Annotated in this window: 21 protein-coding genes and 5 pseudogenes; 16 read left to right on the top strand and 10 right to left on the bottom strand. The window is 72.8% G+C overall.

Features of this window, described 5'->3' with window-relative positions; all coding sequences use genetic code 11:
- From ACRWNP_RS27290 to ACRWNP_RS27280, 3 genes are all read left to right on the top strand, one after another.
- Positions 1–397: hypothetical protein (locus tag ACRWNP_RS27290; protein ID WP_431965842.1), on the top strand; the 397-nt coding region annotated here is incomplete at its 5' end.
- Between the two features lie 170 nt (positions 398–567).
- Complete coding sequence (locus ACRWNP_RS27285) at positions 568–969, top strand: hypothetical protein (RefSeq protein WP_431965840.1); 402 nt, start codon at positions 568–570, stop codon at positions 967–969.
- Between the two features lie 29 nt (positions 970–998).
- Entirely contained in the window at positions 999–1,520 is a 522-nt protein-coding gene (locus tag ACRWNP_RS27280; RefSeq protein WP_431965838.1) for a DUF488 family protein, read from the top strand.
- Between the two features lie 101 nt (positions 1,521–1,621).
- On the opposite strand, the pseudogene ACRWNP_RS27275 reads toward ACRWNP_RS27280, so the two are convergent.
- From ACRWNP_RS27275 to ACRWNP_RS27265, 3 genes and pseudogenes are all read right to left on the bottom strand, one after another.
- Positions 1,622–1,955: pseudogene (locus tag ACRWNP_RS27275) on the bottom strand (carboxymuconolactone decarboxylase family protein).
- A 12-nt stretch (positions 1,956–1,967) separates the two neighbouring features.
- Complete coding sequence (locus tag ACRWNP_RS27270; RefSeq protein WP_431965836.1) at positions 1,968–2,786, bottom strand: dihydrolipoamide acetyltransferase family protein; 819 nt, start codon at positions 2,784–2,786, stop codon at positions 1,968–1,970.
- 226 nt (positions 2,787–3,012) lie between these two features.
- Entirely contained in the window at positions 3,013–4,329 is a 1,317-nt protein-coding gene (locus tag ACRWNP_RS27265; protein WP_431965834.1) for a PP2C family protein-serine/threonine phosphatase, read from the bottom strand.
- Positions 4,330–4,923: 594 nt separating this feature from the next.
- Between ACRWNP_RS27265 and ACRWNP_RS27260 the strand changes: the two are divergent.
- The 5 genes and pseudogenes from ACRWNP_RS27260 to ACRWNP_RS27240 all read left to right on the top strand — a co-directional run.
- A pseudogene (locus ACRWNP_RS27260) lies at positions 4,924–6,534 on the top strand (molybdopterin-dependent oxidoreductase); the annotation flags it as partial.
- An 83-nt stretch (positions 6,535–6,617) separates the two neighbouring features.
- Positions 6,618–8,081 (top strand): annotated as a pseudogene (narH, locus tag ACRWNP_RS27255) (nitrate reductase subunit beta); the annotation flags it as partial.
- Entirely contained in the window at positions 8,078–8,800 is a 723-nt protein-coding gene (gene narJ, locus ACRWNP_RS27250; protein WP_431965832.1) for a nitrate reductase molybdenum cofactor assembly chaperone, read from the top strand. The pseudogene narH and the gene narJ, both read left to right, overlap by 4 nt.
- Positions 8,797–9,540 (top strand): respiratory nitrate reductase subunit gamma, encoded by a 744-nt coding sequence (gene narI / locus ACRWNP_RS27245; protein WP_431965830.1) that lies wholly within the window; start codon positions 8,797–8,799, stop codon positions 9,538–9,540. The genes narJ and narI overlap by 4 nt, the downstream gene beginning before the upstream one ends.
- A 45-nt stretch (positions 9,541–9,585) precedes the next feature.
- Entirely contained in the window at positions 9,586–9,918 is a 333-nt protein-coding gene (locus ACRWNP_RS27240; protein WP_431965828.1) for a cupin domain-containing protein, read from the top strand.
- A gap of 58 nt (positions 9,919–9,976) precedes the next feature.
- On the opposite strand, the gene ACRWNP_RS27235 is transcribed toward ACRWNP_RS27240, so the two are convergent.
- Entirely contained in the window at positions 9,977–10,540 is a 564-nt protein-coding gene (locus tag ACRWNP_RS27235) for a hypothetical protein (protein ID WP_431965826.1), read from the bottom strand.
- A 36-nt stretch (positions 10,541–10,576) separates the two neighbouring features.
- Between ACRWNP_RS27235 and ACRWNP_RS27230 the strand changes: the two genes are divergently transcribed.
- Both ACRWNP_RS27230 and ACRWNP_RS27225 read left to right on the top strand, forming a co-directional pair.
- A complete protein-coding gene (locus tag ACRWNP_RS27230) occupies positions 10,577–11,284 on the top strand; it encodes a response regulator transcription factor (protein ID WP_431965824.1) in 708 nt (235 codons plus the stop codon).
- Positions 11,281–12,642, top strand: a complete 1,362-nt coding sequence (locus tag ACRWNP_RS27225) for a sensor histidine kinase (RefSeq protein WP_431965822.1) — start codon at positions 11,281–11,283, stop codon at positions 12,640–12,642. Before ACRWNP_RS27230 ends, ACRWNP_RS27225 begins: the two co-directional genes overlap by 4 nt.
- A 39-nt stretch (positions 12,643–12,681) precedes the next feature.
- Here the strand turns inward: ACRWNP_RS27225 and ACRWNP_RS27220 are convergent, their stop codons facing one another.
- Positions 12,682–13,452 carry a CAP domain-containing protein gene (locus ACRWNP_RS27220; RefSeq protein WP_431965820.1) on the bottom strand — a complete coding sequence of 257 codons (771 nt, stop codon included), beginning with the start codon at positions 13,450–13,452 and terminating at the stop codon, positions 12,682–12,684.
- A gap of 334 nt (positions 13,453–13,786) precedes the next feature.
- On the opposite strand from ACRWNP_RS27220, the gene ACRWNP_RS27215 reads away from it, so the two are divergent.
- From ACRWNP_RS27215 to ACRWNP_RS27205, 3 genes and pseudogenes are all read left to right on the top strand, one after another.
- Positions 13,787–14,257, top strand: coding sequence for a cation:proton antiporter regulatory subunit (locus ACRWNP_RS27215; protein WP_431965818.1), 471 nt, complete (start codon positions 13,787–13,789; stop codon positions 14,255–14,257).
- Between the two features lie 4 nt (positions 14,258–14,261).
- Positions 14,262–15,479, top strand: coding sequence for a cation:proton antiporter (locus ACRWNP_RS27210; RefSeq protein ID WP_431965816.1), 1,218 nt, complete (start codon positions 14,262–14,264; stop codon positions 15,477–15,479).
- 69 nt (positions 15,480–15,548) lie between these two features.
- Positions 15,549–16,277 (top strand): annotated as a pseudogene (locus ACRWNP_RS27205) (HAMP domain-containing sensor histidine kinase); the annotation flags it as partial.
- A 288-nt stretch (positions 16,278–16,565) separates the two neighbouring features.
- Here the strand turns inward: ACRWNP_RS27205 and ACRWNP_RS27200 are convergent.
- A complete protein-coding gene (locus ACRWNP_RS27200; protein WP_431965814.1) occupies positions 16,566–17,582 on the bottom strand; it encodes a LysR family transcriptional regulator in 1,017 nt (338 codons plus the stop codon).
- Between the two features lie 112 nt (positions 17,583–17,694).
- Here ACRWNP_RS27200 and ACRWNP_RS27195 point away from each other — a divergent pair, with 112 nt between their 5' ends.
- Both ACRWNP_RS27195 and ACRWNP_RS27190 read left to right on the top strand, forming a co-directional pair.
- Positions 17,695–18,321, top strand: a complete 627-nt coding sequence (locus ACRWNP_RS27195) for a LysE family translocator (protein ID WP_431965812.1) — start codon at positions 17,695–17,697, stop codon at positions 18,319–18,321.
- 189 nt (positions 18,322–18,510) lie between these two features.
- On the top strand, positions 18,511–19,299 hold the full coding sequence (locus tag ACRWNP_RS27190) for an alpha/beta fold hydrolase (protein ID WP_431965810.1): 789 nt from the start codon (positions 18,511–18,513) through the stop codon (positions 19,297–19,299).
- A gap of 9 nt (positions 19,300–19,308) precedes the next feature.
- On the opposite strand, the pseudogene ACRWNP_RS27185 reads toward ACRWNP_RS27190, so the two are convergent.
- Together ACRWNP_RS27185 and ACRWNP_RS27180 are read right to left on the bottom strand one after the other, a co-directional pair.
- A pseudogene (locus ACRWNP_RS27185) lies at positions 19,309–19,431 on the bottom strand (IS5/IS1182 family transposase); the annotation flags it as partial.
- Between the two features lie 400 nt (positions 19,432–19,831).
- Positions 19,832–21,133: an acyltransferase family protein gene (locus ACRWNP_RS27180; RefSeq protein ID WP_431965808.1), complete on the bottom strand. Its 1,302-nt coding sequence runs from the start codon at positions 21,131–21,133 to the stop codon at positions 19,832–19,834.
- 158 nt (positions 21,134–21,291) lie between these two features.
- Here ACRWNP_RS27180 and ACRWNP_RS27175 point away from each other — a divergent pair, with 158 nt between their 5' ends.
- On the top strand, positions 21,292–21,438 hold the full coding sequence (locus tag ACRWNP_RS27175) for a hypothetical protein (RefSeq protein WP_431965806.1): 147 nt from the start codon (positions 21,292–21,294) through the stop codon (positions 21,436–21,438).
- A 19-nt stretch (positions 21,439–21,457) separates the two neighbouring features.
- On the opposite strand, the gene ACRWNP_RS27170 is transcribed toward ACRWNP_RS27175, so the two are convergent.
- Positions 21,458–24,298: a poly(A) polymerase gene (locus tag ACRWNP_RS27170; RefSeq protein WP_431965804.1), complete on the bottom strand. Its 2,841-nt coding sequence runs from the start codon at positions 24,296–24,298 to the stop codon at positions 21,458–21,460.
- A gap of 1 nt (position 24,299) precedes the next feature.
- The gene (locus ACRWNP_RS27165; RefSeq protein WP_431965802.1) at positions 24,300–26,033 is read right to left on the bottom strand and encodes an RNA ligase family protein; all 1,734 of its coding nucleotides are present in this window, start codon (positions 26,031–26,033) and stop codon (positions 24,300–24,302) included.
- Between the last annotated feature and the right edge of the window lie 184 nt (positions 26,034–26,217).

Genomic DNA, 26,217 nt, shown 5'->3' with positions numbered 1-26,217 from the left:
CATCCATCCCGACGGCCGGCTGGAGTTCCGCGACGGCGTCCCAGACCAGATGCTCAAGGACGCCGACCCACAGCATGGGACGTCGTCAGCGTTCACCATTCGGCGCGCCTCTGGGGGCGGTAACGGCCTGCACGGCCACGTCAGCGACGTCTCCCGCCTGACCTGCACCTATCCGCCGAACCATGTCGCCACCTCATTCGTGGCCGCTCTGGGAGGCCCGCAGGAGTACATCTTCGGAAACCTGACCATCTGCGGCAGCCGACCCGGCCCCGACAGCGGCGAACCAACCCTGTGCGGCCTCGTCGAGGCGCAACAGAACCTCATCCACGATGTCCACACCGCCGTCTCCGAGAAGGCCGCCGGCAGCAGCGACCACCACACCGCTCGGCGCTCGTGACGGCGAACAAAGCCGATGAACACCCACCGCGGCTCATCCCTGGCCTGATGCCGCTGCGGGCGTCCTGCCGAACCAGATCGCCCAGCCGTTACGGGATCCGCCACCGCCGCATTGCGGCAGCAGTCGACCGGTCCGTGATGAGGCTGACCGATCGACGTGGAGGCGCCGACATGGCAACCGCAGGTCCAGCCGAGCCCATGGCGTCGCAGCCGCGGATTCCGGTCGTCGGTGGCGGGCATGGCGGCCTGCACGTCGCGCCGCGACCTCGGCGTCTCCTGCGCCACCGGCAGGCGACGGTCACCGTCGTCGACGCCGACTTCTGCGTGACCTACCAGCCGCTGCCGGCAGAGGTGGCCGCGGGCAGCGTCGGTCCGCGCCATGTGGTGGTGCCGCTGCTGCAGGTCCTTCCCTGGGCGCCGCCCGCGGTCAACCGCCACCCGAGGGTGGTCGCGGACTGGACCCCTGCCCTGATGTTCCCGCGCGGGATCGTCTCGCTGAAGGCCGTCGAACACAGCCGCCGGGAGTTCACCCTCACCGCCTCAGCGGCGACCAAACACGCCCCACACGCGTGACGCGCCGCACACCGTCAGGGACGGCCCCGGTGACGCTGCTGACGTTCGGGCACGGCACCGCGGGACACGAGCAGTTGGCCGCCCTGCTGCACGGCGCCGGCGTACGGGCCGTTGTCGACGTACGGACGGCGCCCGGCAGCCGGCACAACCCCGACGTGGGCCGGGAAGCACTCCGGCGGTGGCTGCCGGAGGAGGGGATCGACTACCGGTGGGAGCAGCGCCTGGGAGGCTTCAGGAAAGTGGCCCCGGATTCCCCCGATGTCTTCTGGGAGAACGCCTCCTTCCGCGGCTACGCGGGTCACACCCGCACCCCGGACTTCCTGGCGGCCATGGACGATCTGCTGCGGCAGGCGGCCGACGTCCGCACCGCCGTGATGTGCGGTGAGTCCCTGTGGTGGCGCTGCCACCGGCGGATCATCGCCGACTTCGCCGTCCTGGCGCGCCACGCCCGAGCACTGCACCTGGCCCACGACGGCCGGCTCACCGAGCACCGTCCGACAGCGGGAGCCCGGCTACGCGCGGACGGGCTGCTCGTCTACGACCGCGTGTGACCGCCACCCGTGCCCAAGCCCCTGCCGGGCGTCCGGACAGGATGACATGACCCGTCATGAACCGGGCGTGCCCGGTTCCGCGTCCGCGCACTTGTGCGTCATCAGTGAGGTGCGGTCTCTCCCATCGCGTGCAGGGCGAACGTGGAGTGGGCGTAGGCGCCCCCGGCGCGCATCTCGGCAGCGACCCAGATGGCCTCCATGATCTCTTCCGGGCTGTTGGCCTTGCGCTGCGCGAGTCGGGTGTGCCCCTGAATGCAGTACGGGCGCTGCGTGGGCGACGGCCACGGCGATCAACTGCTTGGTCTTCTCCGGCAGCGCTCCCTCGGCGAACACAGCCCGGGTGAGGTTCTCGAACGCCTCGTTGACGGCCGGGGCCAGTTGGGCGCGGCGGGCGCCGGCCTGCGGTGTGGCCGGATGGTAGACGGAGTGGGTCATGAGTGCCTCCCGTTACACGACGATGCGCATCGGTTGTTCGAGCAGTGTCCTGAGGTCGGTGAGGAAGACGGCGCCGGTGGCCCCGTCGAGGGCGCGGTGGTCGATGGACAGGGTCAGGGCCATCACCGTGCCGGCGGCGAGTTCGCCCTCGCGGACGACGGGTTCGGGGTGGGCGGCGCCGACCGCCAGGATGGCGGCCTGTGGGGGGTTGACGACGGCGGTGAAGTGGTCGATGCCGTAGGAGCCGAGGTTGCTGATGGTGAAGGTGCCGCCCTGGAGGTCGTCGAGGGTGAGGTTTCCGGCGCGGGCCTTGCCGGCGAGCGTGCGGGCCTCGCCGGAGATCTCGGTGAGGGTCTTGCGGTCGGCGTCGTGGATGACGGGGACGGTCAGCCCGTCGTCGAGGGCGACGGCGATCCCCATGTGGATCCGCCGGTGGCGCAGGATGCGGGTCTCGTCCCAGGAGGCGTTCATCTCCGGGTGTCTGCGCAGTGCGGTGGCGCACGCCTTGACGATCAGGTCGTTCACGCTCACGCGAAGTCCCTGCTCGCCGAGCGTCGCGTTGAGGTCGGCGCGGAAAGCGAGTAGCGGCTGTGCGTCGATAGTGGCGGTGAGGTGGAACTGCGGGGCCTGCTGGGCGCTTTGGGTCAGGCGCTGGGCGGTCAGGCGGCGCACCATGCTCAGCGGGACCGCCTGGCTGTCCTCGATGGTCGTGGGAGGCGCTACAGCGGGTTGTCTCGGCCCGGGTGCGGCTTCCACGCCGTCCACGTTGTGCGGGATCTCCAGCGCGGCACCGCCGATGCGGCCGAGCCCGTCGATGGCGACCTTCGGCATCCCCGATGTCCCTCCGGTGCTCGCTGGTGCCCTGTGCCCGTCGTATCACCCGCGAGTGCCCCGGCAGGCGGGCCTACGCCATCTGCGTGCGGGTACCCGCTATCGCCGGCCCCGTCCTACGACGTAGGGACCTCGCGGTGAAATCGCACGGTCTGCCCTTCCTGACGGCCACCCCGTCAGGCGACCGCCCACGATGCCCGGCACGCCGGGAGGCAGGGTGCGTGTCTCACCCTGCCGGGCCGCCTGAGGGGGTGCGCACGGCGAGCAGGGCGACGTCGTCGTCGAACACCTGACGGCTCCGGCTGATCAGGGTGTCGCACAGCTCCTCCAGCGGGGCCGTGGCCAGGCGGGCGGCCTGCTCGGCCAGGTCGTCCAGTCCCGTGTCGATGTCCTGGTCGCGGCGCTCGACCAGCCCGTCGGTGAACAGCAGCAGGGTGCTGCCGGGCGGAAGAGGGTGTTCGTGGCTGAACCTGGGGACGGATGCCTCGATGCCCACCGGGATTCCGTGACGGGCGGGTGCCAGGTAGTGGGTGCTGCCGTCCGCGCTCACCAGCAGCGGCGGCAGATGCCCCGCGTTGCTCCAGGTGAACGTGTACTGTCCGGCCTCGCCGCGGCCGGGCTCGATGCGGCCGAACACCAAAGTGGCCGTCGGCGGCTCGTCGAACATCGTCAGGGCGTGGTCCAGTCGGGACACGACCAGGCCGGGCGGCTCGCCCCGGTCGAAGGCGAGCGCCCGCAGCATGTTGCGGATCTGTCCCATCAGCGGGGCGGCCTCCACGTCGTGGCCGGTCACGTCGCCCACCACGACACAGGTGGCGCCGTCCGGCAGGACCATGGCGTCGTACCAGTCCCCGCCCAGCCTGAGCAGCTCGGAGGCGGGCTCGTAGCGGGCGGCGGCCTCGAGCGGCGCAAGGTCGGGAATCAGGGGCAGCATGCGGCGCTGGAAGTGCTCGGCAGCGCGCCTGAGCTGCTCGTACAGGCGGGCGTTTTCGAGGCTGACGCCCGCGGCACTGGCCAGGGCAGTCAGCAGACCCTCGTCGTCGTCATCGAAAGGCGTACCGTCCATCTTGTCGGCGACGTAGAGGTCGCCGTAGGTCGTGCCGCGCATCATGAGCGGTACGCCCAGCAGCGTGCGCATGACCGGATGCCCGGGCGGAAAGCCGGCCGCACGAGGGTGGGCGGCCACATCGGCCACCCGCAACGGCTCCCGGTCGTCCACCATGGTGTGCAGCAGGCCATGGCCCTGCGGCAGGCCCATGGCGGCGCACAGTCGCGGATCATCGATGCCTACGGTGATCAGGTCGATGACCTTGCCGCTCTCGTTGAGCACGCCCAGCGCCCCGTAGCGCGCGGCGACGAGATCTGTGGCCGCTTCCACGATGCGGCGCAGCACGGTGCGCGTGTCCATGTCGGTGCTGACCGCCCCGACCGCGTCCAGCAGGTGCCGCAGCCGGTGCCGGTCCAGAGCACGCTGCGGCGGTCGCGCGGCCACCCCGCCCCCGGCCTGTCCCCGCCTCCACCGCTGCCACGGATTGTGCGTCATGGTGCGTCCTTCCGGCGCCGGGCGCCGGGCGCCGTCAGCCTGTCGCCCTGCCTTGTCACACTACGCGCTCACCTGGTCGGAAGCAGGCCGCAGTGTGTGCCCCTTGCCCCGTCTCAGAAGGCCGCTGTGTCCGCCTTTCCCCCTGTCGCGCCGACCATACGTCGAGCAAGGTCAGGGCACGATGACGACGGGGCAGTGCGCGTGGCGGGGCCATCCGCGCCTGCCACTGCGGTATGGGACGAGTCTGTGGAGCATGGTCTTCCCCATCGGCATGTACGGGGTGGCGACCGGGGAACCGGGCGAGGCGACAGGCTGGGACCGGTTGAGATGACCGCGACCGGCGCCGGCGGTGTGGGCAGTGGTCTTCGCCGGGATGCTTCCGTCGTATATCCGCCCTCGAGATTTTGGTCTGCCCTGTATGCGGGCTGACGGAGTGTCTGCTCTGTTCGGCACGCACGCTGGCAGAGCATGGTGGCCACCGCCCTCAGGGCCGGTCGCGCGAGGCATCGGGCCGCAAACGTGTAGGCAGCTGCAGCAGCTGAGGAGGCGAATGGTGTGAGCACCGACCGGGCCCATGCCGCGACGGAGCGGCTGATGCGTACAGCGCAGTACTTCTTCCCCGGCGCCCAGTCACCCGACCGGCGGATGCTGTACCGCGAGGGCGGCCGGGCGGCGGAGGAGTTCTACCGGGAACGGTGGCGCCGCGACCGGGAGGTGCGCTCCACCCACGGGGTGAACTGCACCGGATCGTGCTCCTGGCGGGTGTTCGTCAAGGACGGACTGATCACCTGGGAGACACAAGCGACCGACTACCCCTCGGTCGGCCCGGACTCCCCGGAGTACGAACCGCGCGGCTGCCCGCGCGGCGCCTCGTTCTCCTGGTACACCTACTCACCCACACGCATCCGCTACCCGTACGTGCGCGGCCCGCTGCTCCGGTTGTGGCGGCAGGCGAAGGCCCGGCACGCGGACCCGGTGGAGGCGTGGCGGTGGCTGACCTCGGACCCGCGGCGGTGCGCCGCCTACAAGCGAGCCCGGGGCAAGGGCGGGTTCGTGCGCTGCGACTGGCGCGAGGTCACCGAACTGGTGGCGGCGGCACAGGTCCACACCGTCAAGCGGTACGGTCCGGACCGGATCGTGGGGTTCTCCCCGATCCCGGCGATGTCGATGGCGTCCTACGCGGCCGGCACCCGGTACCTGTCGATGATCGGCGGCACGATCTCCTCCTTCTACGACTGGTACGCCGACCTGCCGATGGCCTCACCGCAGGTGTTCGGCGACCAGACGGACGTGCCCGAGTCCGGCGACTGGTGGAACGCCGGCTACCTGATCGTGTGGGGCACCAATCTGCCGATCACGCGCACCCCGGACGCGCACTTCATGACCGAGGCCCGTTACAAGGGGCAGAAGGTCGTGGTGGTCTCCCCGGACTACGGGGACCACACCAAGTTCGCCGACGACTGGCTGGCGGCGGCCCCGGGCACGGACGGCGCGCTGGCGATGGCCATGGGGCACGTGATCCTGACCGAGTTCTACCGCGACCGGCAGGTGCCGTACTTCACCGAGTACGCCAGGACGTACACCGACCTGCCGTTCCTGGTGCGGCTGCGTGAGCGCGAAGGCGGCGGGTACGTGCCGGAGAAGTTCCTCTCCGCCGCCGACCTGCCCGGCCGGAACGGTGAGGAGGAGGCGGCCGAGTTCAAGACGGTGCTGCTGGACGCCCGTACGGGGCAGCCGGTGGTGCCGAACGGGTCGCTGGGTTTCCGCTGGACGTCCCCGGACGGTGGCCCTCGGTGGAACCTGAACCTGGAAGGCGCGGATCCGCTGCTGTCCTTGCACGGGCGACCGGACGGCGAGACGCCGGCCGTCGACCTGCCGCGCTTCGACGCCGGGCCCGGCGAGTCCGGCGGGGTGCTGCGGCGCGGTGTGCCAGCGGTGCGGGTCGGCGGCCACCTGGTGACCACCGTCTTCGACCTGGTGCTCGCCCAGTACGGCGTGGCCCGCGAGGGCCTGCCGGGCGAGTGGCCGACGGGGTACGACGATGCCGACGCGCCCTGCACGCCGGCCTGGCAGGAAGCGATCACCTCCGTGCCGGCGAAGGCGGCCGCCCGGGTGGCGCGGGAGTTCGCCCGCAACGCGGAGCGGACGGGGGGCCGTTCGATGATCGCGATGGGGGCGGGCACCAACCACTGCTTCCACTCCGACTGCCGTCTCGGACGCCTCACCCGCCAAGGCTTCCTCACCCAGCCCGGACGAGGCCGCTACCAGAAACGGACTTAACGACCTCTGAGGACCAGGAGAAGTGGAGGGGCGGCTGGACCCTGAACCGCCGGGGCAGGCTGAAACTCAAGGCCGGCGGCCGACTGCGCAAACTGGCCACCATCTTCTACAACCCCGAGCTCCCCTCGCTCGACGACTTCTACGAACCGTGGACCTACGACTACCAGAGCCTGACCACCGCCCCGCTGTCCGACAGCTTCCCCAGCGCCCGCCCCAAGTCCCAGCTCACCGGCCGCGACATGCGCCCCGTGCACGGCCCGAACTGGGACGACGACCTCGCCGGAGCCGCCGAGTACGCCACCGCCGACCCGAACCTGAAGGGAATGGCGGAGCGGGTCCGAATGGAGTTCGAGCACGCGTTCATGTTCTATCTCCCGCGGATCTGCGAGCACTGCCTCAACCCTTCCTGCGTCGCCTCCTGCCCGTCGGGGGCGATGTACAAGCGCGAGGAGGACGGCATCGTCCTGGTCGACCAGGACCGCTGCCGCGGCTGGCGGTTCTGCGTCTCCGGCTGCCCGTACAAGAAGGTGTACTTCAACCACCGCACCGGCAAGGCCGAGAAGCGCACCTTCTGCTACCCGCGCCTCGAGGCCGGGCAGCCCACCATCTGCTCCGAGACCTGCGTGGGCCGGCTGCGTCATCTCGGCGTGATGCTGTACGACGCCGACGCCGTCCTCCAGGCCGCCTCCGTCAAGGACGACAAGGACCTGTACGAGGCACAGCTGTCGGTCTTCCTCGACCCCGAGGACCCCGAGGTGCGGGCGGCGGCAGAGCGTGAGGGCATCGCCCACGACTGGATCCAGGCCGCCCGCCGCTCCCCGGTGTACGCGCTGATCAAGAAGCACCGGGTGGCGCTGCCGCTGCACCCGGAGTACCGCACCATGCCCATGGTCTGGTACGTCCCGCCGCTGTCCCCGGTCACGGACGCCGTGCACGCCACCGGCTACCACGACGACGACCCCGACCGTGTGTTCGCCGCCATCGATGCCCTGCGCATCCCCATGGAGTACCTGGCCAACCTCTTCACCGCCGGCGACACCACCGTGGTGGACGGGGTGCTGCGCAAACTGACCGCGATGCGCGTCCACATGCGCGCGCAGCAGCTCGGCGACCCGCCCGACCAGGATCTGCTCGGCCAGGTCGGCGCAGGCGCCCAGGACATCGAGGACCTGTACCGGCTGCTGGCCATCGCCAAGTACGACGACCGCTACGTCATCCCCCGGGTGCACGCCGAGGGCTCCGGCGCCCTCATGGCCCAGCACTGCTCCCTCGACTACCCCGGCGGCGTGTCCAACCTCGCCGCCCACGACGAAGACCGGCTCACCCCCGCACCGCCGCCCCTGCCCGGCCTGAACCCGTCAGGCGGCGGCAGCCAGTTCCGCGACAGCGACGGAAAGGTCCGCTTCAACCTCCTCGGCTGGAACGGCACCGGCCGGGCCCCCGGCCTCTTCGGCGACGGGAGCGGCCGATGATCGCCCGCCGCCGCACCCGCCACCCGTCAGCCGACACACCCCTGGTGCACCGCATCGCCTCGGTCCTGCTGCGCTACCCGGACGAGGCGATGCCCGCCTGCCTCGGTGACGTCGTCGCCGCGCTCCCCGCCGTCGCCGCCCCGGCCGACCGTACCCGGCTGGCCAACGCCTGCGACCACCTGCGGCGCCTGCCCCTCACCGAAGCCGCCCAACGGTACGTGGACACCTTCGACCACACCCGCCGCCGCAGTCTGCACCTGACCTACTACCGGCACGGCGACACCCGTGCCCGCGGCATGGCCCTGCTCGCCCTCAAACACACCTACCGCCAGGCCGGCCACGAACCACCCGAGACGGAGCTGCCGGACTTCCTGCCGCTGATCCTGGAGTTCGCCGCCCTCGCCCCCGAACCCGGCCATCGCATCCTGCTGCAGTGCCGGGCCGGACTCGAACTCCTCCGGCAGGCGCTCCACGAGCACTCCGCCCCCTACGCCGATGTCCTGGACACCCTCTGCGGCAGGCTGCCCGAACCGGCCCGCCACGAGCGCGACGCCTGGCGACGGCTGGCCGCCGAGGGACCACCGGGCGAACATGTCGGCCTGGAGCCCTTCGGCCCGCCGGAGCGGACCGGACTGGACCCGATCGCCCCGCCCGGACACCCGACACCGTCCGCATACCCGACGCACAGAGCGTTCCTGAGCGCGAAGGAGGGCCGATGAGTTCCCGGGACCTGTGGTGGTGGGTCATCCTGCCCTACCTCGCCCTGGTCACCCTCGTCGTCGGCCATGTCTGGCGCTGGCGCTACGACCAGTTCGGCTGGACCAGCCGCTCCACCCAGTTGCAGGAGCGCCGCCTGCTGAAATGGGGTGGACCACTCTTCCACTACGGCACCTTCGCGGCCATCGCCGGCCACGTCATGGGCATCCTCGTCCCCGAGTCGTTCACCCAGTGGCTCGGTATCCCCGAGGACACCTACCGCTGGTTCTCCTCCATCGGCGGCACCGTCGCCGCGCTCGCCGTCCTCTTCGGCGTGGTGATCCTCGCCTTCCGCCGCACGACCGTGCCCAAGGTCCGTGCCACCACCAGCCCCGTCGACTGGGTGGCCCTCATCCTGCTCGCCGTCGTCATCGTGCTCGGCATCATCCCCACCATGGGCATCGACCTCCTCGGTGCCGGCTACGACTACCGTCAGAGCGTGGCGTTGTGGTTCCGTGGCCTGTTCGCAGGCAACCCGGATGTGGCCGCGATCTCCCACGCCCCGCTGATCTACCAGGTCCATGCCACCTCCGCCTGGGCCATCCTCGCCGTGTGGCCCTTCACCCGGCTGGTGCACGCCTGGAGCGTCCCGCTGTGGTACTTGTGGCGGCCGTTCGTTCTCTACCGCTCTCGCACCGCCGCCCACCCCACCGAGCCCGGCACGAGCGGGCGCCGCTGGCGCCGTATCGGCGTCCGCTACTGAGCCGAGTCCACGCAAGCTCTCCGACACAGAAACGGCAACCGCGCCATGCAGAAGCTCTCCCTGGAAGCGAAGGCCCGCGAGCACCTGGAGCGGGCCGCGGCTTCGTCCACGGGCCGCAGCGCCGAGACCCTCTACGGCGGCCACGAACACACCCTGCGCCAGACACTCATCGCCCTGACCGCCGGCACCATCCTGGCCGAACACGAAAGCCCCGGCGAGGCCACCGTCCTGGTGCTGCGGGGCCGGGTACGGCTGCGCAGCGGCGACGATGTGTGGGAGGCCATGACCGGCGACCTGCTCCTGGTACCGCCCGCCCGCCACGACCTTCAGGCCATCGAAGACGCAGCCGCACTGCTGACCGTAGCGAAGTCCGCCTGACCTCGGCGTCACGGCGACACGCATGGCACCCGGTATCCCGGTCGCCGACCGCGCCAGGTCACCAGGACACCTCGCGTATGGTCGCCTTGCTCTGCGGGGTGGTGGTGGCGACGATCTCGGAGCGGTGCCGGTCCCCGGAGAAGGTCACCGTCAGCTGCTGCGCCCCGTCCCGCCTGGTGGAGACGGTGAACCCGCTGGCGGGCACGGCGGACACGAGGCACACGGCGTCCTCACCGAAGCGCACGGAGGCCTGGCCGCCCTGGGACTGCAGGGTGTGCACCCCGGCGCCGCCGGTCCCGCAGTCGGCGGGCGTGGCGGACGGGCGGGGGGCGCGCGGGGCGGGGGGCGCGGTGGTGGCCGGCCGGACCGGGGTCGGGGTCGGCCGGCGCACGGTGGGGCTGGGGGTGCGCTTGGCGGCGAAGGACGCCGGCGCGGAGCGCGACGGGGAGGGCGGCGCGGCGGACGGGCTGCTGCCGGCGAGCGCGCTCTCGGGGATGTCCCGCGCCACGGGCGGCGTCGGGCGTGTGGAGCCCACGACGAAGCCCACGGTGAGCATGACCGCGGTCACGCTGACCGCGGTGCAGGAGAGCCATATGACGACGTAGCGCAGGTACCGGGGCACCCCGCCATCTTTCCCGACCGGCTACTGTCCCTGCCCATGGCATCCGTACTCCTGGTCGAGGACGACCCCGCGATACGCGCGAGGCTGGTCGAGGTGCTGACCGCGCACGGCCACATGGTGCGCAGCTCGGCCCTCGGTTTCGAGGCGCTGCGGCAGGCGGCGCAGCGCCCCCCGGACGCCGTGGTGCTTGACCTCGGCCTGCCGGACCTCGACGGGGTGGACGTACTGCGGATGCTGCGCGGCATCTCGCGGGTGCCCGTCCTCGTCACCACCGCGCGCGACGACGACAGCGAGGTGATCCGGCTGCTGAACGCGGGCGCCGACGACTACCTCGTGAAGCCGTTCTCCGGGGGCCAGTTGGTGGCCCGTCTGACGGCGGTGCTGCGCCGGTCGTCGATGACGCCGGCGCAGACACAGGTTCCGGCGCCGGAGGGCGCGGCCGGCGCGCTGCGGGTGGGTGGTCTGGTGATCGACGCACCCGCCCGGGTGGCGTACCACGACGGGCGGGAACTGCGGCTGACGCGCCGGGAGTTCGATCTGCTCGCCTATCTGGCGGAGCACGCGGACCGGGTGGTGCCGCGCAGCCGCATCCTGGCGGACGTGTGGCAGCAGGCGTACGTGGAGGACCAGACTATCGACGTCCATCTGTCGGCGCTGCGCCGCAAGCTGGGCGAGCGGGCCTCGCAGCCGCGCTACCTGCACACCGTCCGGGGAGTCGGCATCAAGCTGGTGACGCCGCGATGAGACGCGCCCTGGCCGGGGTGGCGCTGGCGGTGACGTCGATGGTGGCGCTGTCCTTCCTGATCCCGCTGGCGCTGCTGGTGCAGTCCGAGGCCCGTTCGCGGGCGACCACGGTCGCCGAGCAGCGGGCCGCGGCGCTGGCGCCGGTGCTGGCCCTCACCACGCGGCCCGCGGACGTCCAGCAGGTGGTGGCCGGGCTGGACTCGGGGGACCACCTGAGCGTACGGCTGCCGGACGGGCAGGTGGTCGGGACGGTGCGCGCCTCCCAGGAGGCCCTCGACCGGGCGGCCGACGGACGCCGGACGGTGGCCTCGGACACCCCCGCCGGCTGGGTCTACCTCCAGCCCGTGATCCTGGCCCGGGACCGGGTGGCGGTGGTGGAGGCCTTCGTCCCCCGCGCGGACCTGGACCGCGGGGTGAAGGCGTCCTGGGCGATGATGGCGCTGCTGGCACTGGGCCTGGTGGCCGGGTCGGTGCTGGTCGCGGACCGGCTGGGCGCGCGCGTCGTGCGCGCCTCCCAGGGCCTGTCCCGTGCCTCGCGCTCGCTCGGCGCCGGGGAACTGGGCATCCGCGTCGCCCCCGCCGGGCCGCCCGAACTGCAGGAGGCCGGGGCGGCGTTCAACACGATGGCCGACCGGGTCGTCGAACTGCTCGCCACGGAACGGGAGCTGGTCGCGGACCTCTCGCACCGCCTGCGGACCCCGCTGACCCGGTTGCAGCTGGAGGCCGAGCGGATCGCCGCGCAGGTCCCCGGCTACCGGGGCGAGGACCTGGAGGCCGCGATCGCGCACCTGGAGAGCGAGCTGGACTCGATCATCGACGCGGCCCGTACACCGCTGTCGGCCCCGTCCGACCGCCAGGGCCGCGCGCAGCGGTGCGACGCGTCGGCCGTGGTGCGCGGGCGGGTCGAGTTCTGGTCCGTCCTGGCGGCGCAGCAGGGGCGGGAGTGCCGTCTGGAGGCGACGGCGGAGGCGACCGCGGTCCCGCTCGGCGAGGACGACCTCGCGGCGGTCGTCGACGCGTTGATCGGCAACGTGTTCAGGCACACCCCGCAGGGCACGGCGCTGGCGGTGCGGGTGGAGCGCGGCGCCCGGGCGGTGCTGCTCACGGTGGACGACGCGGGGCCGGGGATCAGCGACCCGGACACCGCCCGGGCCCGCGGGGTGAGCGTCGGCGGCTCCACGGGCCTCGGCCTGGACATCGTGCAGCGGACGGCGGCCGCCGCGGAAGGCGGCATGGAGATCACCAGGGGCCCGCTGGGCGGGGCGAGGGTGCGGGTGACGCTCGGGCTCGCCGGCGGGCCGCCTGTGGGGGGAAGGAAGGCGGCCCGACGCGCGAGGCGTCACCCGCACCCGGTCTGAGGCCGGCCGGCCGCTCCAGCCGGCCGACCGGTCGGCGGTTCAGCGGGGTGTGCCGAAGTCCTGGGTCCACCAGGGACCGTCGGACGAGGTGTTCACGCCGACTCCGATCTGCTCGAAGCTGCAGTTGAGGATGTTCGCCCGGTGCCCCTCGCTGTGCATCCAGGCGTCCATCACGTCGGCGGCGGTCCGCTGGCCCACAGCTATGTTCTCGCCGAGGGTCGACCACTGGTAGCCGGCCGCCTCGACGCGCCCGGCCATGGTGGACCCGTCGGGCCCGGTGTGGGAGAGGACACCCGAGCGGGCCATCACGTCCGTGTAGTCCTGCGCGGCCTCGGTGAGCCGCTTCTCCAGCGTCACCGGACGGCATCCGGCCGAGGCGCGCTCCTCGTTGACCAGCCGGACGATCTCCTCGACCACCGAGTCGTCGCCGTCGGACCGGGTGGGCTGTGCCGCGACGGTCGTCTTCGCCGGTGACGGTGCCGCCGTGCGGGCCGGCGTGGCGGAGGGCCGCGGTGTGCGGGTCTGCCGCGAGGCCGGCTTGCGCCGCTCCGGGGTGGCGGAAGCGCTGGGGCTCGCGGTCGTCGGCGCCGGGCTCGCGGTCTCCGGGCGGGCGTCGGACGCGACAGGGTCGTCGCTCTCCCGGTCGCCGGCCGCCAGGGAGGCCCGGTCCTTGCCGCCGGCGCCGTTCCCGAACTGCGCACCGGCCCCGACCAGGGCGCCCGCGGCGACCGTCGCCACCGCGGCGGCCAGCGGCCAGGACCGCGCCGAGGGGGCCCGGCGGGCGCGGTGTCGTTTCCTGTGGGAACTCATGCTCGGGGGTACCTCCGGACGACGGGACTTCCACCGGGCACGTCGGAACGCGGCGTGCCGGGCACTGCGACCCTAGGCGCCCCGGGCGGAGAACTCGCCGGTCCGGAGCGGATCTTCAAGAACACATAAGGCTGCGCTCAGGTAGGGCACCGGTTCCACCGGCCCTCTCCGCCCGGGTGTGGGGAGCGTCACAGGGGCCCCGATGGGTGTCAGCACCCATATCGGCCCGGTTCGCCGGATGAAAGGATGAGGATCCACTGGGGGGCGAAACGGACAAGGAACCGGGCGGCGGCGCGCCGTCCGTGAAGGGAATCGAGCTGTGCCTGCTCCGCGGATGAGCACGACGCCATTGCCGGGCATCGGTGTCCGGTACGACCTCACCACGCGGGACCGGCGCCATCTGTCGGTGGTCGCCCACCGCGACGGATCGCGGACGGTGAACGTGTACCGCGTCGACGACCCGGACGCGTGCGCGCAGTCGCTGCGGCTGACCGGGGCCGAGGCGATGTCGCTGATCGACGCGCTGATGCCGACGCACCACAGCCCGAACCTGCTGCACACCACCGACCTCGGTCTGGTCGCGGAGCGGATCGAGCTGTCCGCGACCTCGCACTGGAACGGACGCCTGCTCGGCGAGACGCGGATGCGCACGGACACCGGCGCCTCCATCGTCGCGGTGCTGCGCAGGGCGGACGCCATCCCCTCCCCCGCACCGGACTTCCGCCTGTCGGGCGGCGACACGCTGATCGTGATCGGCACCCGTGAGGGTGTCGAGGCCGCCGCCGCGATACTCGGGCGGGAGTGAGCCCTTGCACTCCGCGGTCTTCCTCATCGAATTCGGCGCCATCATCCTCGGTCTGGGCCTGCTCGGCCGGGTCGCCGGCCGGTTGCGCTTCTCCCCCATCCCCCTCTACCTGCTGGCCGGCCTCGCCTTCGGCGAGGGCGGGATCCTCCCGCTGGGCACCAGCGAGGAGTTCGTGGCGATCGGGGCCGAGATAGGCGTCATCCTGCTGCTGTTGATGCTCGGCCTGGAGTACACCGCGAGCGACCTGATCGGGAACCTGCGGACGCAGTACCCGTCGGGCCTGGTCGACATCGCGTTCAACGCCCTGCCCGGCGCGGTGGCGGCGCTGCTGCTGGGCTGGGGCCCGGTGGCGGCGGTGGTGCTGGCGGGCGTCACCTGGATCTCCTCGTCCGGGGTCATCGCCAAGGTGCTGGGTGACCTCGGGCGGCTCGGCAACCGCGAGACGCCGGTCATCTTGAGCATCCTGGTCCTGGAGGACCTGGCGATGGCGGTGTACCTGCCGATCCTCACCGCCCTGCTGGCCGGTGTCGGCTGGGCGGCGGGCAGTGTGACGCTGGCCGTGGCGCTGGGCGCCGCGGGCCTGGTGCTGCTGGTCGCGGTCCGCTTCGGGCGCGTCATCTCCCGGTTCGTCTCCAGTGACGACCCGGAGAAGCTGCTGCTCGTCGTGCTGGGTCTGACGCTGCTGGTGGCGGGCATCGCCCAGCAGCTGCAGGTGTCGGCGGCGGTGGGCGCGTTCCTGGTCGGCATCGCGCTGTCCGGGGAGGTCGCCGAGGGCGCCCACTCGCTGCTGAGCCCGCTGCGTGACCTGTTCGCGGCCGTGTTCTTCGTCTTCTTCGGCCTGCACACCGACCCGGCCAGCATCCCGCCGGTCCTGCTGCCGGCGCTGGCGCTGGCGGTCGTCACCGCGCTCACTAAGATCGCCACCGGGTACTGGGCGGCGCGCCGCGCCGGGGTCGCGGTGCGCGGCAGGTGGCGGGCGGGCGGCGCGCTCGTGGCGCGGGGCGAGTTCTCCATCGTCATCGCGGGGCTGGGGGTGACGGCCGGCATCGAGCCCGCGCTGGGCCCGCTGGCCACGGCGTACGTCCTGCTGCTGGTGGTCTTCGGTCCGCTGACGGCCCGCTACACCGAGCCGCTGGCCCGGGCGCTGGCGGGGCGCCGCGCCCCGGCGCGCGAGACCGGCTCGGAGCCGGAGCGGACCCCGACCCCCGTCGCCGGGGACTGACCCCGCGCCGCGCGCACTGAGGCGGGAGCCCGGTGCCCGCGCGTTCCCCCGAGAGGAGGCCCTTGGGCCGTGTCGCTGTTCTGGCGGATCCTCCTGCTCAACGCCGTCGTGCTGGTGGTGGCGACGATGCTGCTGCTGGGGCCGGTCACGGTCTCCTCCCCCGTCCTGCCGGCCGAGGCGGCGGTGGTCGTGGCGGGACTGGTCGCGATGCTGGTCGCCAACGCCGTGCTGCTCCGGGTCGGGCTGGCCCCGCTGCGCCGGCTGACCCGTGCCATGGCGGCGGACCTGCTGCGACCCGGCAGCCGGACGGCGGCCGCCGGGCACGGCGAGGTCGCCGAGCTGATCACGACGTTCAACACCATGCTCGACCGGCTGGAGAGCGAACAGGCCGCCGGCAGCGCCCGCGTATTGTCCGGCCAGGAGGCCGAGCGGCAGCGCATCGCCCAGGAGCTCCACGACGAGGTCGGGCAGACGCTCACCGCGGTGCTGCTGCAGCTCAAGCACGTCACCGAGTTGGCGCCCGGCCCGTTGCGCGAGGAGCTGCACCAGGTCCGCGAGACCACCCGCGGGAGCCTGGAGGAGATCCGCCACATCGCGCGCCGCCTGCGGCCCGGTGTCCTGGAGGAACTCGGCCTGCCCAGCGCACTGCGGGCGCTGACCGCCGAGTTCACCTCCCCGGCACTGGGGGTGGGCCTGCGCCTCGACCCCGACCTGCCGGCCATGGGCGAGCAGACCGAGCTGGTCCTCTACCGGGTCGCCCAGGAAGGCCTGACCAACGCGGCCCGCCATGCGGGTGCCGGCCTGCGCGACCGTCTGGAACTCACCCGGTACGCGATCCGGGCCGGGCTGATCGAACCGTGAACGGAGGAACGATACTGGCGGAGTGCCTGTTTGAGTGGGCACCCATGCTCATGGTCACCACCAGCCGACCGGCGTGGGCAGGTAGGTGATGTCCGAGACCAGCTTGGCGCCCGGCTCCGCAACGGTGAAGTCGCGACCGACCAGGTCCGGCGACGGGCTACCTTGACCTGCTTCCTCCGGGACCTTCCGTCCCAGGATCAGGCCGTCCAGCTCACAGGGGGAACCTCATTCAGAGCCAGGCGACGTCGATGCGGAACCGGGGGATTTTCGGGCTCCGTGCGGTGCGTTCGACGAGCGTTGCCCTTCTTGCGGGGGAGCCTCCCAGGTCGCGGTGATGTCGCGGGCGACATCACGCAGGAGGTCGATGAGCATGTCCGCGAGTGGTGTGAGGCTGGCGTCGGCCTTGGTCACGGCGTAGAGCTGGCGGTGGGGCCTGGGGTGGGCCAGTTCGCGATGGGTCGTGCCGGGCGCATGGGTCAGGGCCAGGCGCGAGACCAGGGCCACCGCGATGCCCGTGCCGACGAGGGCCTGGGCGACGTCGTACGACTCGGTCTCGAACCGCACGGTGGGAGTGAAACCGGCCTCGCGGGCGGCGTCGTGGAACTGTTCGCGGGCGGCATGACCGGCCAGGATGGAGACCCACGATTCGTCGCGCAACTGTTCCAGGTGAAGTTCGGTGTCCGCGGGCTGCCCGGTGGCCAGCGGATGGTCATCGGGGAGGACCACGACCATCGGGTCCAACAGGAGCGGGTGGGCCCGTACATGTGGGGGCGGGGCGAGCGGCGTGCCCCAGGACGCGACGATGGCCACGTCCAGGCGCCCCGCGCTGATCTCGGCCGCTCCGCGTGCGGACCCCACGTCCACGACGGAGACGTCGGCGCCCGGATGGCGGTGTCGCAGAGTCGTCAGGGCCGGTGGCAGCAGGTGCAGGGCAGCCGCCTGGAACGTCCCGATCCTTAGACGGAGCGACAAGTGGCCGAGCAATGCGGCGAGTTCCGCCTCGGCCTTGTCCGATGCCTCCTCGACAGTATGACCGTGGGAGGCGAGCAGCGCACCGGCCGCGGTGAGCGTTGCCCCGCGAGGACCACGGATGACCAGCGGCACCTGCCAGTCGCGCTCGGCCTTCGCCACCTGCTGGGTGACCGCGGCGGGCGTGAGTTGGAGTGCGTGAGCCGCCGCCGTCAGGGAGCCGTGCCGCTCGATCAACGTCAGAAGTCGCAGCTGTCCCGGATCCACCACCATTCACTAATCCTAACGCTGCACCCTTCTTTTTTAACTTCTCTTAGGAGCGTGAGGCAGGAAGCCTGGTGGTGTACACCCATCGGCCGCTGTCCCCAGAAGGGGTTCCTTTCCCATGCCCACGCATGTGCCCGTTTTCATCGCCACCACCTTGCTGCTGGCGATGCTGCCCGGCGCGAGTGCAGCCCTGATGATCCGGCAGGTTCTGGAAGGCGGCCAACGTACGCTCCAAGGCACGCTCGCGGGCAATGCCACCGGCTTCGTGCTGTGGTCCACGGCTGCCGCGGCCGGTCTCTCCGCCGTCCTGCTGGCCAGCCCCACCGCGTACGCGGCGCTCCGGATCGCAGGCGGGATCGTGCTGATGTACCTCGGGGTGAAGACGCTACGGACCACGTTCAACACCACCGTGTCCACCACCCCGACCGACGAGGGCGAGCGCAGCACCGGCTTCGCGAGTGGATATCTCACCGGCCTGAGCACCAACCTCGGCAACCCCAAGGCGGGTGTGTTCGCCATCTCGGTGCTGCCCCAGTTCGTGACCGCGAAGGGCCCGGTGTTCCTGTCGACCGTCGCCTTGGGAGTCGTGTGGGCGCTCGTCAGCGCCTCCTGGTACATGTTGCTCACCTGGGCCGTCAGCCGAGGGCGCGACCTGGCGTCGAAGCCGACCGTCCTGCGGGGACTCAGCGTGGCCACCGGCGTCGTCCTGCTGGCGCTGGGCGCCGCGGTGGCAGCGGGCGTCTGAGGGCCGGGCCGGTACGTCTTCCGGCTCCCGGCCGCCCGAGCCGTCTGCCGCCGGCCATACTGACCTTTGAGATCGCCCGGTACGACCGGTGGCGACGAAGCACATCGAAACGATCGCCCCGGCTTCGCCGTAGCTCAGGCCCGGGGCAACGCGGGCAGTCCGCCCGACAGCACGGGAGCAAGGAAGCCTTTGACGTACGCCGTGACACCGGACGGAACCCGCATCGCCTACCAACTCCGTGGTCAGGGCGCGCCGTTGGTGCTGCTGGCGGGTCAGGCCAGCAACCACCACTGGTGGGACGCGGTTCGTACCGACTTCCATCCTGCTCGCAGCACCCTCACGCTCGACTACCGCGGCACGGGCGACAGCGACAAGCCCGACGCCCCCCACAGCACCGACCTGTTCGCTCGTGACGTCATCTCAGTCCTTGACGAACTCGGCATCGACCGGGCTGACGTCTACGGCACGTCCATGGGCGGACGAGTGGCCCAGCAGCTCGCGGTCCGCCACCCCCACCGGGTAGGCGCCTTGGTCCTCGGCTGCACCTCACCCGGCGGCCCCCACAGCGTCGAACGCGACAACGACGTCCGCAAAGCCCTGGCGCAACCTCAGCCCGGAGCCGCGCAACAGGCCCTGCTGGAGCTGATGTACACCCCCCAATGGCTCGCATCCCATCCCGGCCCGCACCACACGCTCGGCGACCCTCACATGCCCGCGCACGCCCGGCGCCGCCACCTCGTGGCCAGCAACCAGCACAACGCCTGGCACCTCCTGCCGGACATCAGCGCTCCCACCCTGGTCATCCACGGAACCGCCGACCTGCTCAACCCCACCGCCAACGCACCCCTGCTCGCCGACCGCATCCCCGGCGCCCGGCTGCACCTGATCCCCGATGGCCGGCACGCCTACTTCGAGGAGTGCCGCGCCCACGCCAGCCCGCTCGTCATGGACTTCCTCACCACCGCGCACAGGCCTTAACTGATCGTTTCAGAATGACGTGCGGAGTCGTCGGAGGCAGATGATGCTGCAGGCGAGTTCCAAGAGGCTCTGGTGAAGGTCGGCGCGGCGTTCGTAGCGGATCCTCAGTCGTTTGAACTGGTGAAGCCAGGCGGTTGGGTCGGCCGCGCGGTGAGGTGCTCGCCGTGGGGCGAGTCCTGTTCCGCGCGGCCTCCCGCCGAACCGGACATGGCGGTTTCCCCGGTCATCCGGCTCTCCGGTGACTACTGCGTGAGTGGTCTGGCCAGCCCTGTGTGGGCCGAGCCGAGGAACCTCCATGGCACAAGCAAGAGCGACATCCGCCGTGGCGTCCTGCACGGGAAACCGCACCGGCCGCCTGGCGAGGCCATCGCGTACACAGACCGAACCGCCCTGCTCCTGAGCTTCCTTGCCGAATTCTCTCGGGCCCCCGGACTGGCCGGCCGGAGCCCGCATCAGCCCCCACCGCATGACGTCAGTCGCCAAGGCCGTTCTCACCCTGGAGTCGCGAAGCTGAAAACGCTCACGTGCAGCGTCAGGCGGCCTCCTCCGCGGGCGTCACCGGCTCCCCCTCGGCGGGCGTGCGCGGTGCCGCGCGGTGGGGCAGCGCAAGCAGTGTCGCCCCGAGGGCGAAGGCGAGGGCGGGCAGGGCGGCGAAACCCCCGCCGGGGGCGAGTCCGTGCACGGACCAGTACGCGAGGGCGGCCGTGCTGAGGGCGAGGCCGGTCCAGAGGAGGGCGGGGCGGTCGTGGCGGGCGACGGCGGGTGGGGCGACGGCGCCGAACAGGCGGGCCAGCACGCGTTCCAGCGGCCGCAGTGCCGCCAGCACGCCCGCCAGGAACACCGCGAGCACCAGCAGCCAGGGCACGCGCAGGGCCCACCAGGCGGCGGTGCCGAAGGCGGCGCCTGGGGCGAGGCCGACAAGGTAGAACACCGCGGCGAGCAGCACAGGCAGCATGTGCCACAGATACAGGGTCATGCTCGCGCCGCCCAGGAATCCGACCGCCCGCCCGACGCGTGCGCCCTCCAGTGCCCGCCGGACGGCCGGCGCGGCCAGCAGGCAGCCGCCGGCCTGGGCCACGACCCAGGCCAGCATCGCGGGCGACGGCGGGTCGGTGTTACTGACGGCCTCCCCGGTGACCCGGATCAGGCTCACCGGGTACGGCCCGAGCGTGATCAGCGCTGTGAAGGCCGCAGCGCCGCCTGCCGCCATCGCAGCAGCGCGCCGGCGCGTCAACTGGCCGTCGCGCCAGCAGAACCCGAGCTGGTACGCCACGCACCAGACCAGTACGTAGTCGACCGGCCGGGTGGAAGCCGAGACGCTCGCGGTCACCGCGACCGCGCCCAGCACGGCCGGGACCCACGATCCCCAGCGCCGGTGTGCCGCGTGCAGCACCGGGGTCAGGGCGCTGAGCAGCAGATACACCGGGAGGAACCAGAACTGCATGGCCATCGCCCACCCCGCGAGCTCGAGCGTGTGCCGGTCCACCCCGGCCACCGAGCAGATCGCGACGGCGAGCAGCACCAGCCCGCAGTAGGCGGCCGCGGGCAGCAGCAGGCGCAGGGCCCTTCGGGCCACCCAGGGCGCCGCCGTGCCACCCGCGGCCCGGGTACGGACCCAGGAGCCGCCCGCCGCGTGGCCGCCGGCGAGGAAGAACAGCGGCATGATCTGGAAGCCCAGGGTCAGCCACTGCGTCCAGCGGATCTCCGCCAGGAGCTCGGGCGCCACGATGCCCCCGCCCGGCTCCCGGACGAGGGCGGTGATCAGCCAGTGGCCGAGCACGACCATGCAGATCGCCAGGGCCCGCAGGAAGTCGACGTACCGGTCTCGCTCCATGCCCGGTCATGCTGCCCGACCCCCGCCGGCGGCGCCGCAATCGGCGGCGACCGCAACCGTTTCGTGCCCACTGCGCGACCCGGCCGGCGTAATTCGCGTGGCAGGCACGCCTATCGGGGCGAGGCCGGCCGGCCGGTCGCGAGGAGAGGCAGTCGCTGATGGCGGGCGAGGAGCAGCAGGACGTTTCCCTGCGCCGGTCGGCGGCCCTGGTGACCCCGTGGCGCTGCGCACGACAACGATGCCTGCGGGGGACGGCGGTGCGCACGGCGGGGGACATCGGCATCGTCGAGTTCACGGCCGTCTGACCGCGCCGAGCGGCCGCCCTCACCGCAGCGTCGGTACGGCGCCGCCCTCCACCCGGGTCACCTCGACGCCGGACAGGCCGCGGCTCCACGCGGCGGTGATCCCGGCGAGGCCGGCCGCGTCGGGCGGGGCGGGGCCGAGGCCGACGGCGTAGTGGGCGGAACGAGGGCCGGTACGGAAGGGCCGGGGCCAGGCGTGGACGCCGCCGGTGCCGGCGTCCTCCAGCGCGGTGAGGAGCGCGCGGACGCGGCCCCGGACCCGGCCGAGGGTGTCCTCGAACTCCGCTTCCGTCGCGCCGTGGACGGCCAGCACCACCCAGGCCGCGTGCCGGCGGTGGAGCGGTGGCGGGGCGGTGAGGGCCGGCCGGGCAGCGGCGCCCGTGCCGGCCGCGGCATCCAGCAGTTCCCACGCGCGATAGAGCTCCTGGGCGAGCAGGTCGCGGCCGGCCGGGCCGACCTGCTCGGTGCAAGGACGGACGGGCTCGGTGGGGGTGGCGATGGAGACCGCGGGGCCCGATTGCCCGGCGGCGCCCACCGGTTGACGCCAGTCCCAGGCGGCCCAGGTGGCGAAGAAGTGCCGGAGCAGCTCGGCCCCGGCCAGGCCCGGGGCGTCGTGGACGGTGCGGGCGGCGAGCAGCGCCCAGGCCAGGCCGGGCAGGCCGCCGAAGGGCGCGCAGTCCAGGCCGCGCGCCCTGGCCCAGGCTTTGACGTCGCGGGCGAGAACCGCGAAACGGTCGTGGTCACCGGCGAGTCCGAGGATCGCGTCGGCATCGCTGACGGCGCTCAGCGCCACGGCGGCGGCCTCGCCGAGTTCGGCGCGGCAGGGCACTGCCTCGGCTGGGTCGTGGCCTCCGGTGGCGACGACGACGAGGTCGACGTCGAGACCGCCGACGCGGAAGCGCAGTCCCGGCACACGGGCGCCGGTCACCTCCCGTACACGGGTGGCCTCCGGCAGCGCGGCCGTCACCTTGTCCCGGACCGCCGCCGTGTCGGCGGTGCCCGGCAGCGCCGCGACGAGGTCGAGGTCGGCGCCGGGCAGTGCGCAGCCCATGCGGCGGGAGCCGGCGACATGGACCACACCGTCGTCCAGGGCGGCGGCCACGCGCCGGGCGGTCTCCTCCGCGTGCGGGAGGTCATCGGGGGTGTCGGCGGTGTCGGCGGTGTCGGCGGTGTCGGGCACCCAGCGCAGCTCCCCCGTGCCGAGTGCGACCGTGGCCCGGACCCCCATCGGTTCGTCCCCGCGCCGGGAGAGCAGGACGAGTTCGCCGACCTGTGCCGTCGTCCCGCGAAGCCGGGCCGCGCAATCGGCGGCGACCCGCAGCGGGTCCCGGGTGCGGCCGAGCGACAGATGCGGGGTGTAGCCCTCGGCGCGGCCCCGGCAGCGGGGGAAGCGGCGGGCGAGGGCGTGCTGGAGGACCGCCCAGGAGGTGCCGCCGTCGGCAGCCGGGTCGAGCCAGACGGTGGCGTCCTCGCGGCGCCCGAAGGTGTGCACCCCGTCCAGGCGGGCGGTGAAGGGACGGACGCCTGCCGCGGCCTCGGACAGCAGGCGTGCGGCACGCTCGAAGGCGGCCTCCGGCACGAACCCGAAGAGCAGGTTGACGTGCGGCGGCCAGCGGTGGATCTGCGGATCGTGCTCGCGGCGGACGGCCTGGATCGCGGGCCACAGCTCGTCCGGGGGCAGCCAGGCCACGGCGGTGCGCACGGTGGGCGGCAGGCCGAGGGCGCCTTCGGCCTCGGCCTGCGCGCCGGCGGCGAGGCAGAGGGTGACTTCCACACCGTAGTGGTCGGAGACGAACAGGCCCTCCTGCGTCGGGGTGTCGCCGCGCAGGGCGGCACCGGTGACGCGGGGTCCGCCCTCCCGCAGCAGGACGCGGTCGAGCCGGGAGGCACGGCCGCTGAGCGAGGAGACCGCCGCCAGCGGATTGACGGCCGGGTCGAAGGTGGGGGTGCGGTCGTGCGGCCCGTGCGCCTCGGTCCAGGCGTCGCGCAGGCCGAGGGCGAGCGACGGCCCGTCGCCTCCGTCGTTGAAGTCTCCGAGCAGCAGCAGGTCGCCCTCGACACCGGCGAGTCCCTCCGCGAGCCGGGCGAGTTCGACCTGCCTGCGGGCCGGACCGTCGTCGCAGTGGTCGCTGCTGAGGTGGGTGGCGGCGACCACGAGCGGTCCGGCGGACGTTTCGACGGTGATCGCGGCGACGGCCTTGTGCGGACCGAGGGCGTGCTGGGCGGCCTCCCGTACGGGCAGCCGGCTGAGCAGCAGCACCCCGGTGTCGTCGGTGTCGCGTCCGGCCGGGTCGGTGCCGAGGGTGTAGCGGGAGCGCACCCAGTCGGCCCGCAGCAGCGTGTCGAGCAGCGCGGGCTCGACCTCCTGGAGGGCGATGACGTCGGCGTCCGCCTCCTCCAGGGCGCGCAGCAGCAGGGGGCGGCGGCGGGCGGTGTCGATGCGGTGGCTGTCGTAGCGGTCCCACAGGGTGTTCCAGGTCAGGACGCGCAGCCGGCCGCCGTCGGCCGTTCCCGCCCGGCCGGGCGGGACCTGCTCGGCGGGCCGCCAGCGGTGCCCGTCCTCGTCCCAGGCGTGCGGGACGCGGGCCGTGAAGAACGGCGGCCGCAGCAGGCGAGGATCGCGGACGCGCCCGGCGTCGGTGGCGTCGATGCGGTCGGTGCCGGTGGCCCGGTCCCAGACCAGCTCTCCGTCCGCCTCGACGAACAGCACGCGGTGCCAGGGGATCTCGCCGCCGGGCACGAAGGCGGGCAGCGGGACCCGCTTGGGGGCGGCCCCGCGCTGGTGGACGCCGATCACGAAGCGCGCCGGGTCGAACCGGGCGTCCCAGCGGACGCGGTGGTAGATCTCCTCGCTGGTGCGCATGTCAGGCCTCCTGTCCGGGCGCGGCGCCGCCGAGCGAGCCGTCGGTGTCCTCGACGGTGCCGCCCGCGCCGACGTACCAGGTGCGGTGGGCCTCGCCGGGGTACGGCGGGGCGAACCGGCGGGCCTGCGCGGTCAGCACCGCGGCCGGCACCGGGTGGGCGCGGTCCGCGTTGCGCCGGGCCAGCTCCTCCTCGTCGACCAGGGTCACCACGTGCGTGACCAGGGCGTCGCGGCGGCGGGCCACCGCGTGCACCAGGGAGCGCTGGTGCGGGTTGAGTGACGTCGCGTCCCACACCACCGTCGCACGCCCGGTCAGGGCGCTGTCGAGCCGGCGCAGCCCCTCGCGCAGGACGTCGGCGTTGGCCCGCTGGTCGGCGCGGGAGCCGCGGGCGAGGCGCAGGTCGTCGAGAGCGATGCGGACGGCGGTGCCGGGCAGGGTGCCGGCGAAGGTGCTCTTGCCGCTGCCCGCGGGCCCCGTCAGGTGGATCAGGCGGGGGAACTGCGCGGAACGCCGGCGCCAGGTGGTGGCGACGGCCTCCTCTGCGCCCGCGATCCGGCCCGCGGCGTACCCGGCGCGGGCCTCCGCCCAGCAGCGGTCGGCGGCTTCGGTGTCCAGCCCGGCGAGAGCCGCGCGCAGTCCGTGGCGAAGGGAGCCGAACGGGTCGGGGCCGAGCAGGCCGGCCTCCTCGGCGAGCAGGGCCGACCATTCGGTCTGCTCGCGGGACTCGGCGTCGGGCGCCGCCGCGGCCGCCACGGCGTGCAGGACGCCGAGGTCTGCGGCGAGCGCCATGCGGGCGAGACCGGCCACGCGGTCCTCGTCGGGGTACGGGCGCTGCAGCGCCGGGTGGAGTCCGGCCAGGTCGGCCACGCGCCGGGCCTGCGGCATGCCGAGCGGTCCGGCGAGGCGGGCCGCCAGTCGGGCCCGGGGGATGTCGTGCAGCAGGGCGGCGAGCACCCCTGCGAGCCGGGCGTCCCCGGTGCGGCGAAGGACGTCCAGCCGGCCGGATACCTCGGCGGCGCGCTCCGCGGCCCCGGGGCCGGCGACGTCGAGCCCCACCGCGGCGGCGAGCGCGCCGGCGTCGGGAGCCGCGCCGGAGCGCACCGCCCACAGCGCGGCGGCCGGGCCCAGCCCGTTCTCGACGACGGGGGCGTGCATCCAGTGGGTGCCGGTCGTCACATGACCGGTGCGTACCCACTTGGCGACATGGCGGCCGAACTCCTCGTGACGGAAGCCGTCGACGGTACGGACGACGTAGCCCTCCTGGCGTGCGGTGTCCAGGCGCAGTGCGCGCAGCGCGCGTTCGTCGTACCTACCGCGCCACAGCACGGGTGGCACCGGGATACCGAGCCCCCGCAGGAATCGGACCGTGCGGTCCCAGTCCAGGCACCGGTCGCCGTCCCAGACGGAGAAGCCGTAGAACCAGCTGTCCAGTTGCTCGTAGCCGAGGGAGTGGCGGGCGTGCAGATTCTCGCCGCAAACGCGCAGGCCGGGCCGCAGAAGGGGGCCGATCCGCCCCTGGAGCGCCTTGACCCATGCCCGGGAGGGGTGGTGGGCCGAGTCGGGCGACCGGGCGTGCGTCCCGTCCCGGTGAAGCGTGGTGTTCTCGCCGTCGAGTTTCTCGGTGACGACGACCTCGCGGCCCCGGAGCGCGCCGGGGTCCCCGGCGCGTATGTCGTCCGGCGTGGCCCCGGGCGACCAGGGCAGGTGCGGCGTGCGTGGATAGTGCGTGCGCATGATGCCGGATTCCCCCGTGACGATGTGGTGCGCGCCCACTGTAGGAGCGGGGGAGCCGGCAAGCCACCGATTAATCGGGGCGCGCCACCAGGGAGGAGTGAATTCCGGGAAAACGAACGGTTAATGCGCGGCATCCCAATTCCCGATACATATTACCCAATTAATTTGGTGCTAAGTTCTGCCC

This window comes from Actinacidiphila sp. bgisy160, from assembly GCF_965342435.1.
GTDB lineage: Bacteria > Actinomycetota > Actinomycetes > Streptomycetales > Streptomycetaceae > Actinacidiphila.
Note: the sequence above shows the minus strand (reverse complement) of the source record. Positions and strands in the feature narration are given on the sequence as shown.

Coding starts and splice junctions, on each gene's coding strand:
- ACRWNP_RS27285 (WP_431965840.1), top strand. CDS start 568: ATGGCAACCGCAGGTCCAGCCGAGCCCATGGCGTCGCAGCCGCGGATT.
- ACRWNP_RS27270 (WP_431965836.1), bottom strand. CDS start 2,786: ATGCCGAAGGTCGCCATCGACGGGCTCGGCCGCATCGGCGGTGCCGCG.
- ACRWNP_RS27265 (WP_431965834.1), bottom strand. CDS start 4,329: ATGACGCACAATCCGTGGCAGCGGTGGAGGCGGGGACAGGCCGGGGGC.
- narJ (WP_431965832.1), top strand. CDS start 8,078: ATGATCGCCCGCCGCCGCACCCGCCACCCGTCAGCCGACACACCCCTG.
- narI (WP_431965830.1), top strand. CDS start 8,797: ATGAGTTCCCGGGACCTGTGGTGGTGGGTCATCCTGCCCTACCTCGCC.
- ACRWNP_RS27240 (WP_431965828.1), top strand. CDS start 9,586: ATGCAGAAGCTCTCCCTGGAAGCGAAGGCCCGCGAGCACCTGGAGCGG.
- ACRWNP_RS27230 (WP_431965824.1), top strand. CDS start 10,577: ATGGCATCCGTACTCCTGGTCGAGGACGACCCCGCGATACGCGCGAGG.
- ACRWNP_RS27225 (WP_431965822.1), top strand. CDS start 11,281: ATGAGACGCGCCCTGGCCGGGGTGGCGCTGGCGGTGACGTCGATGGTG.
- ACRWNP_RS27220 (WP_431965820.1), bottom strand. CDS start 13,452: ATGAGTTCCCACAGGAAACGACACCGCGCCCGCCGGGCCCCCTCGGCG.
- ACRWNP_RS27215 (WP_431965818.1), top strand. CDS start 13,787: ATGAGCACGACGCCATTGCCGGGCATCGGTGTCCGGTACGACCTCACC.
- ACRWNP_RS27200 (WP_431965814.1), bottom strand. CDS start 17,582: ATGGTGGTGGATCCGGGACAGCTGCGACTTCTGACGTTGATCGAGCGG.
- ACRWNP_RS27195 (WP_431965812.1), top strand. CDS start 17,695: ATGCCCACGCATGTGCCCGTTTTCATCGCCACCACCTTGCTGCTGGCG.
- ACRWNP_RS27180 (WP_431965808.1), bottom strand. CDS start 21,133: ATGGAGCGAGACCGGTACGTCGACTTCCTGCGGGCCCTGGCGATCTGC.
- ACRWNP_RS27175 (WP_431965806.1), top strand. CDS start 21,292: ATGGCGGGCGAGGAGCAGCAGGACGTTTCCCTGCGCCGGTCGGCGGCC.
- ACRWNP_RS27170 (WP_431965804.1), bottom strand. CDS start 24,298: ATGCGCACCAGCGAGGAGATCTACCACCGCGTCCGCTGGGACGCCCGG.
- ACRWNP_RS27165 (WP_431965802.1), bottom strand. CDS start 26,033: ATGCGCACGCACTATCCACGCACGCCGCACCTGCCCTGGTCGCCCGGG.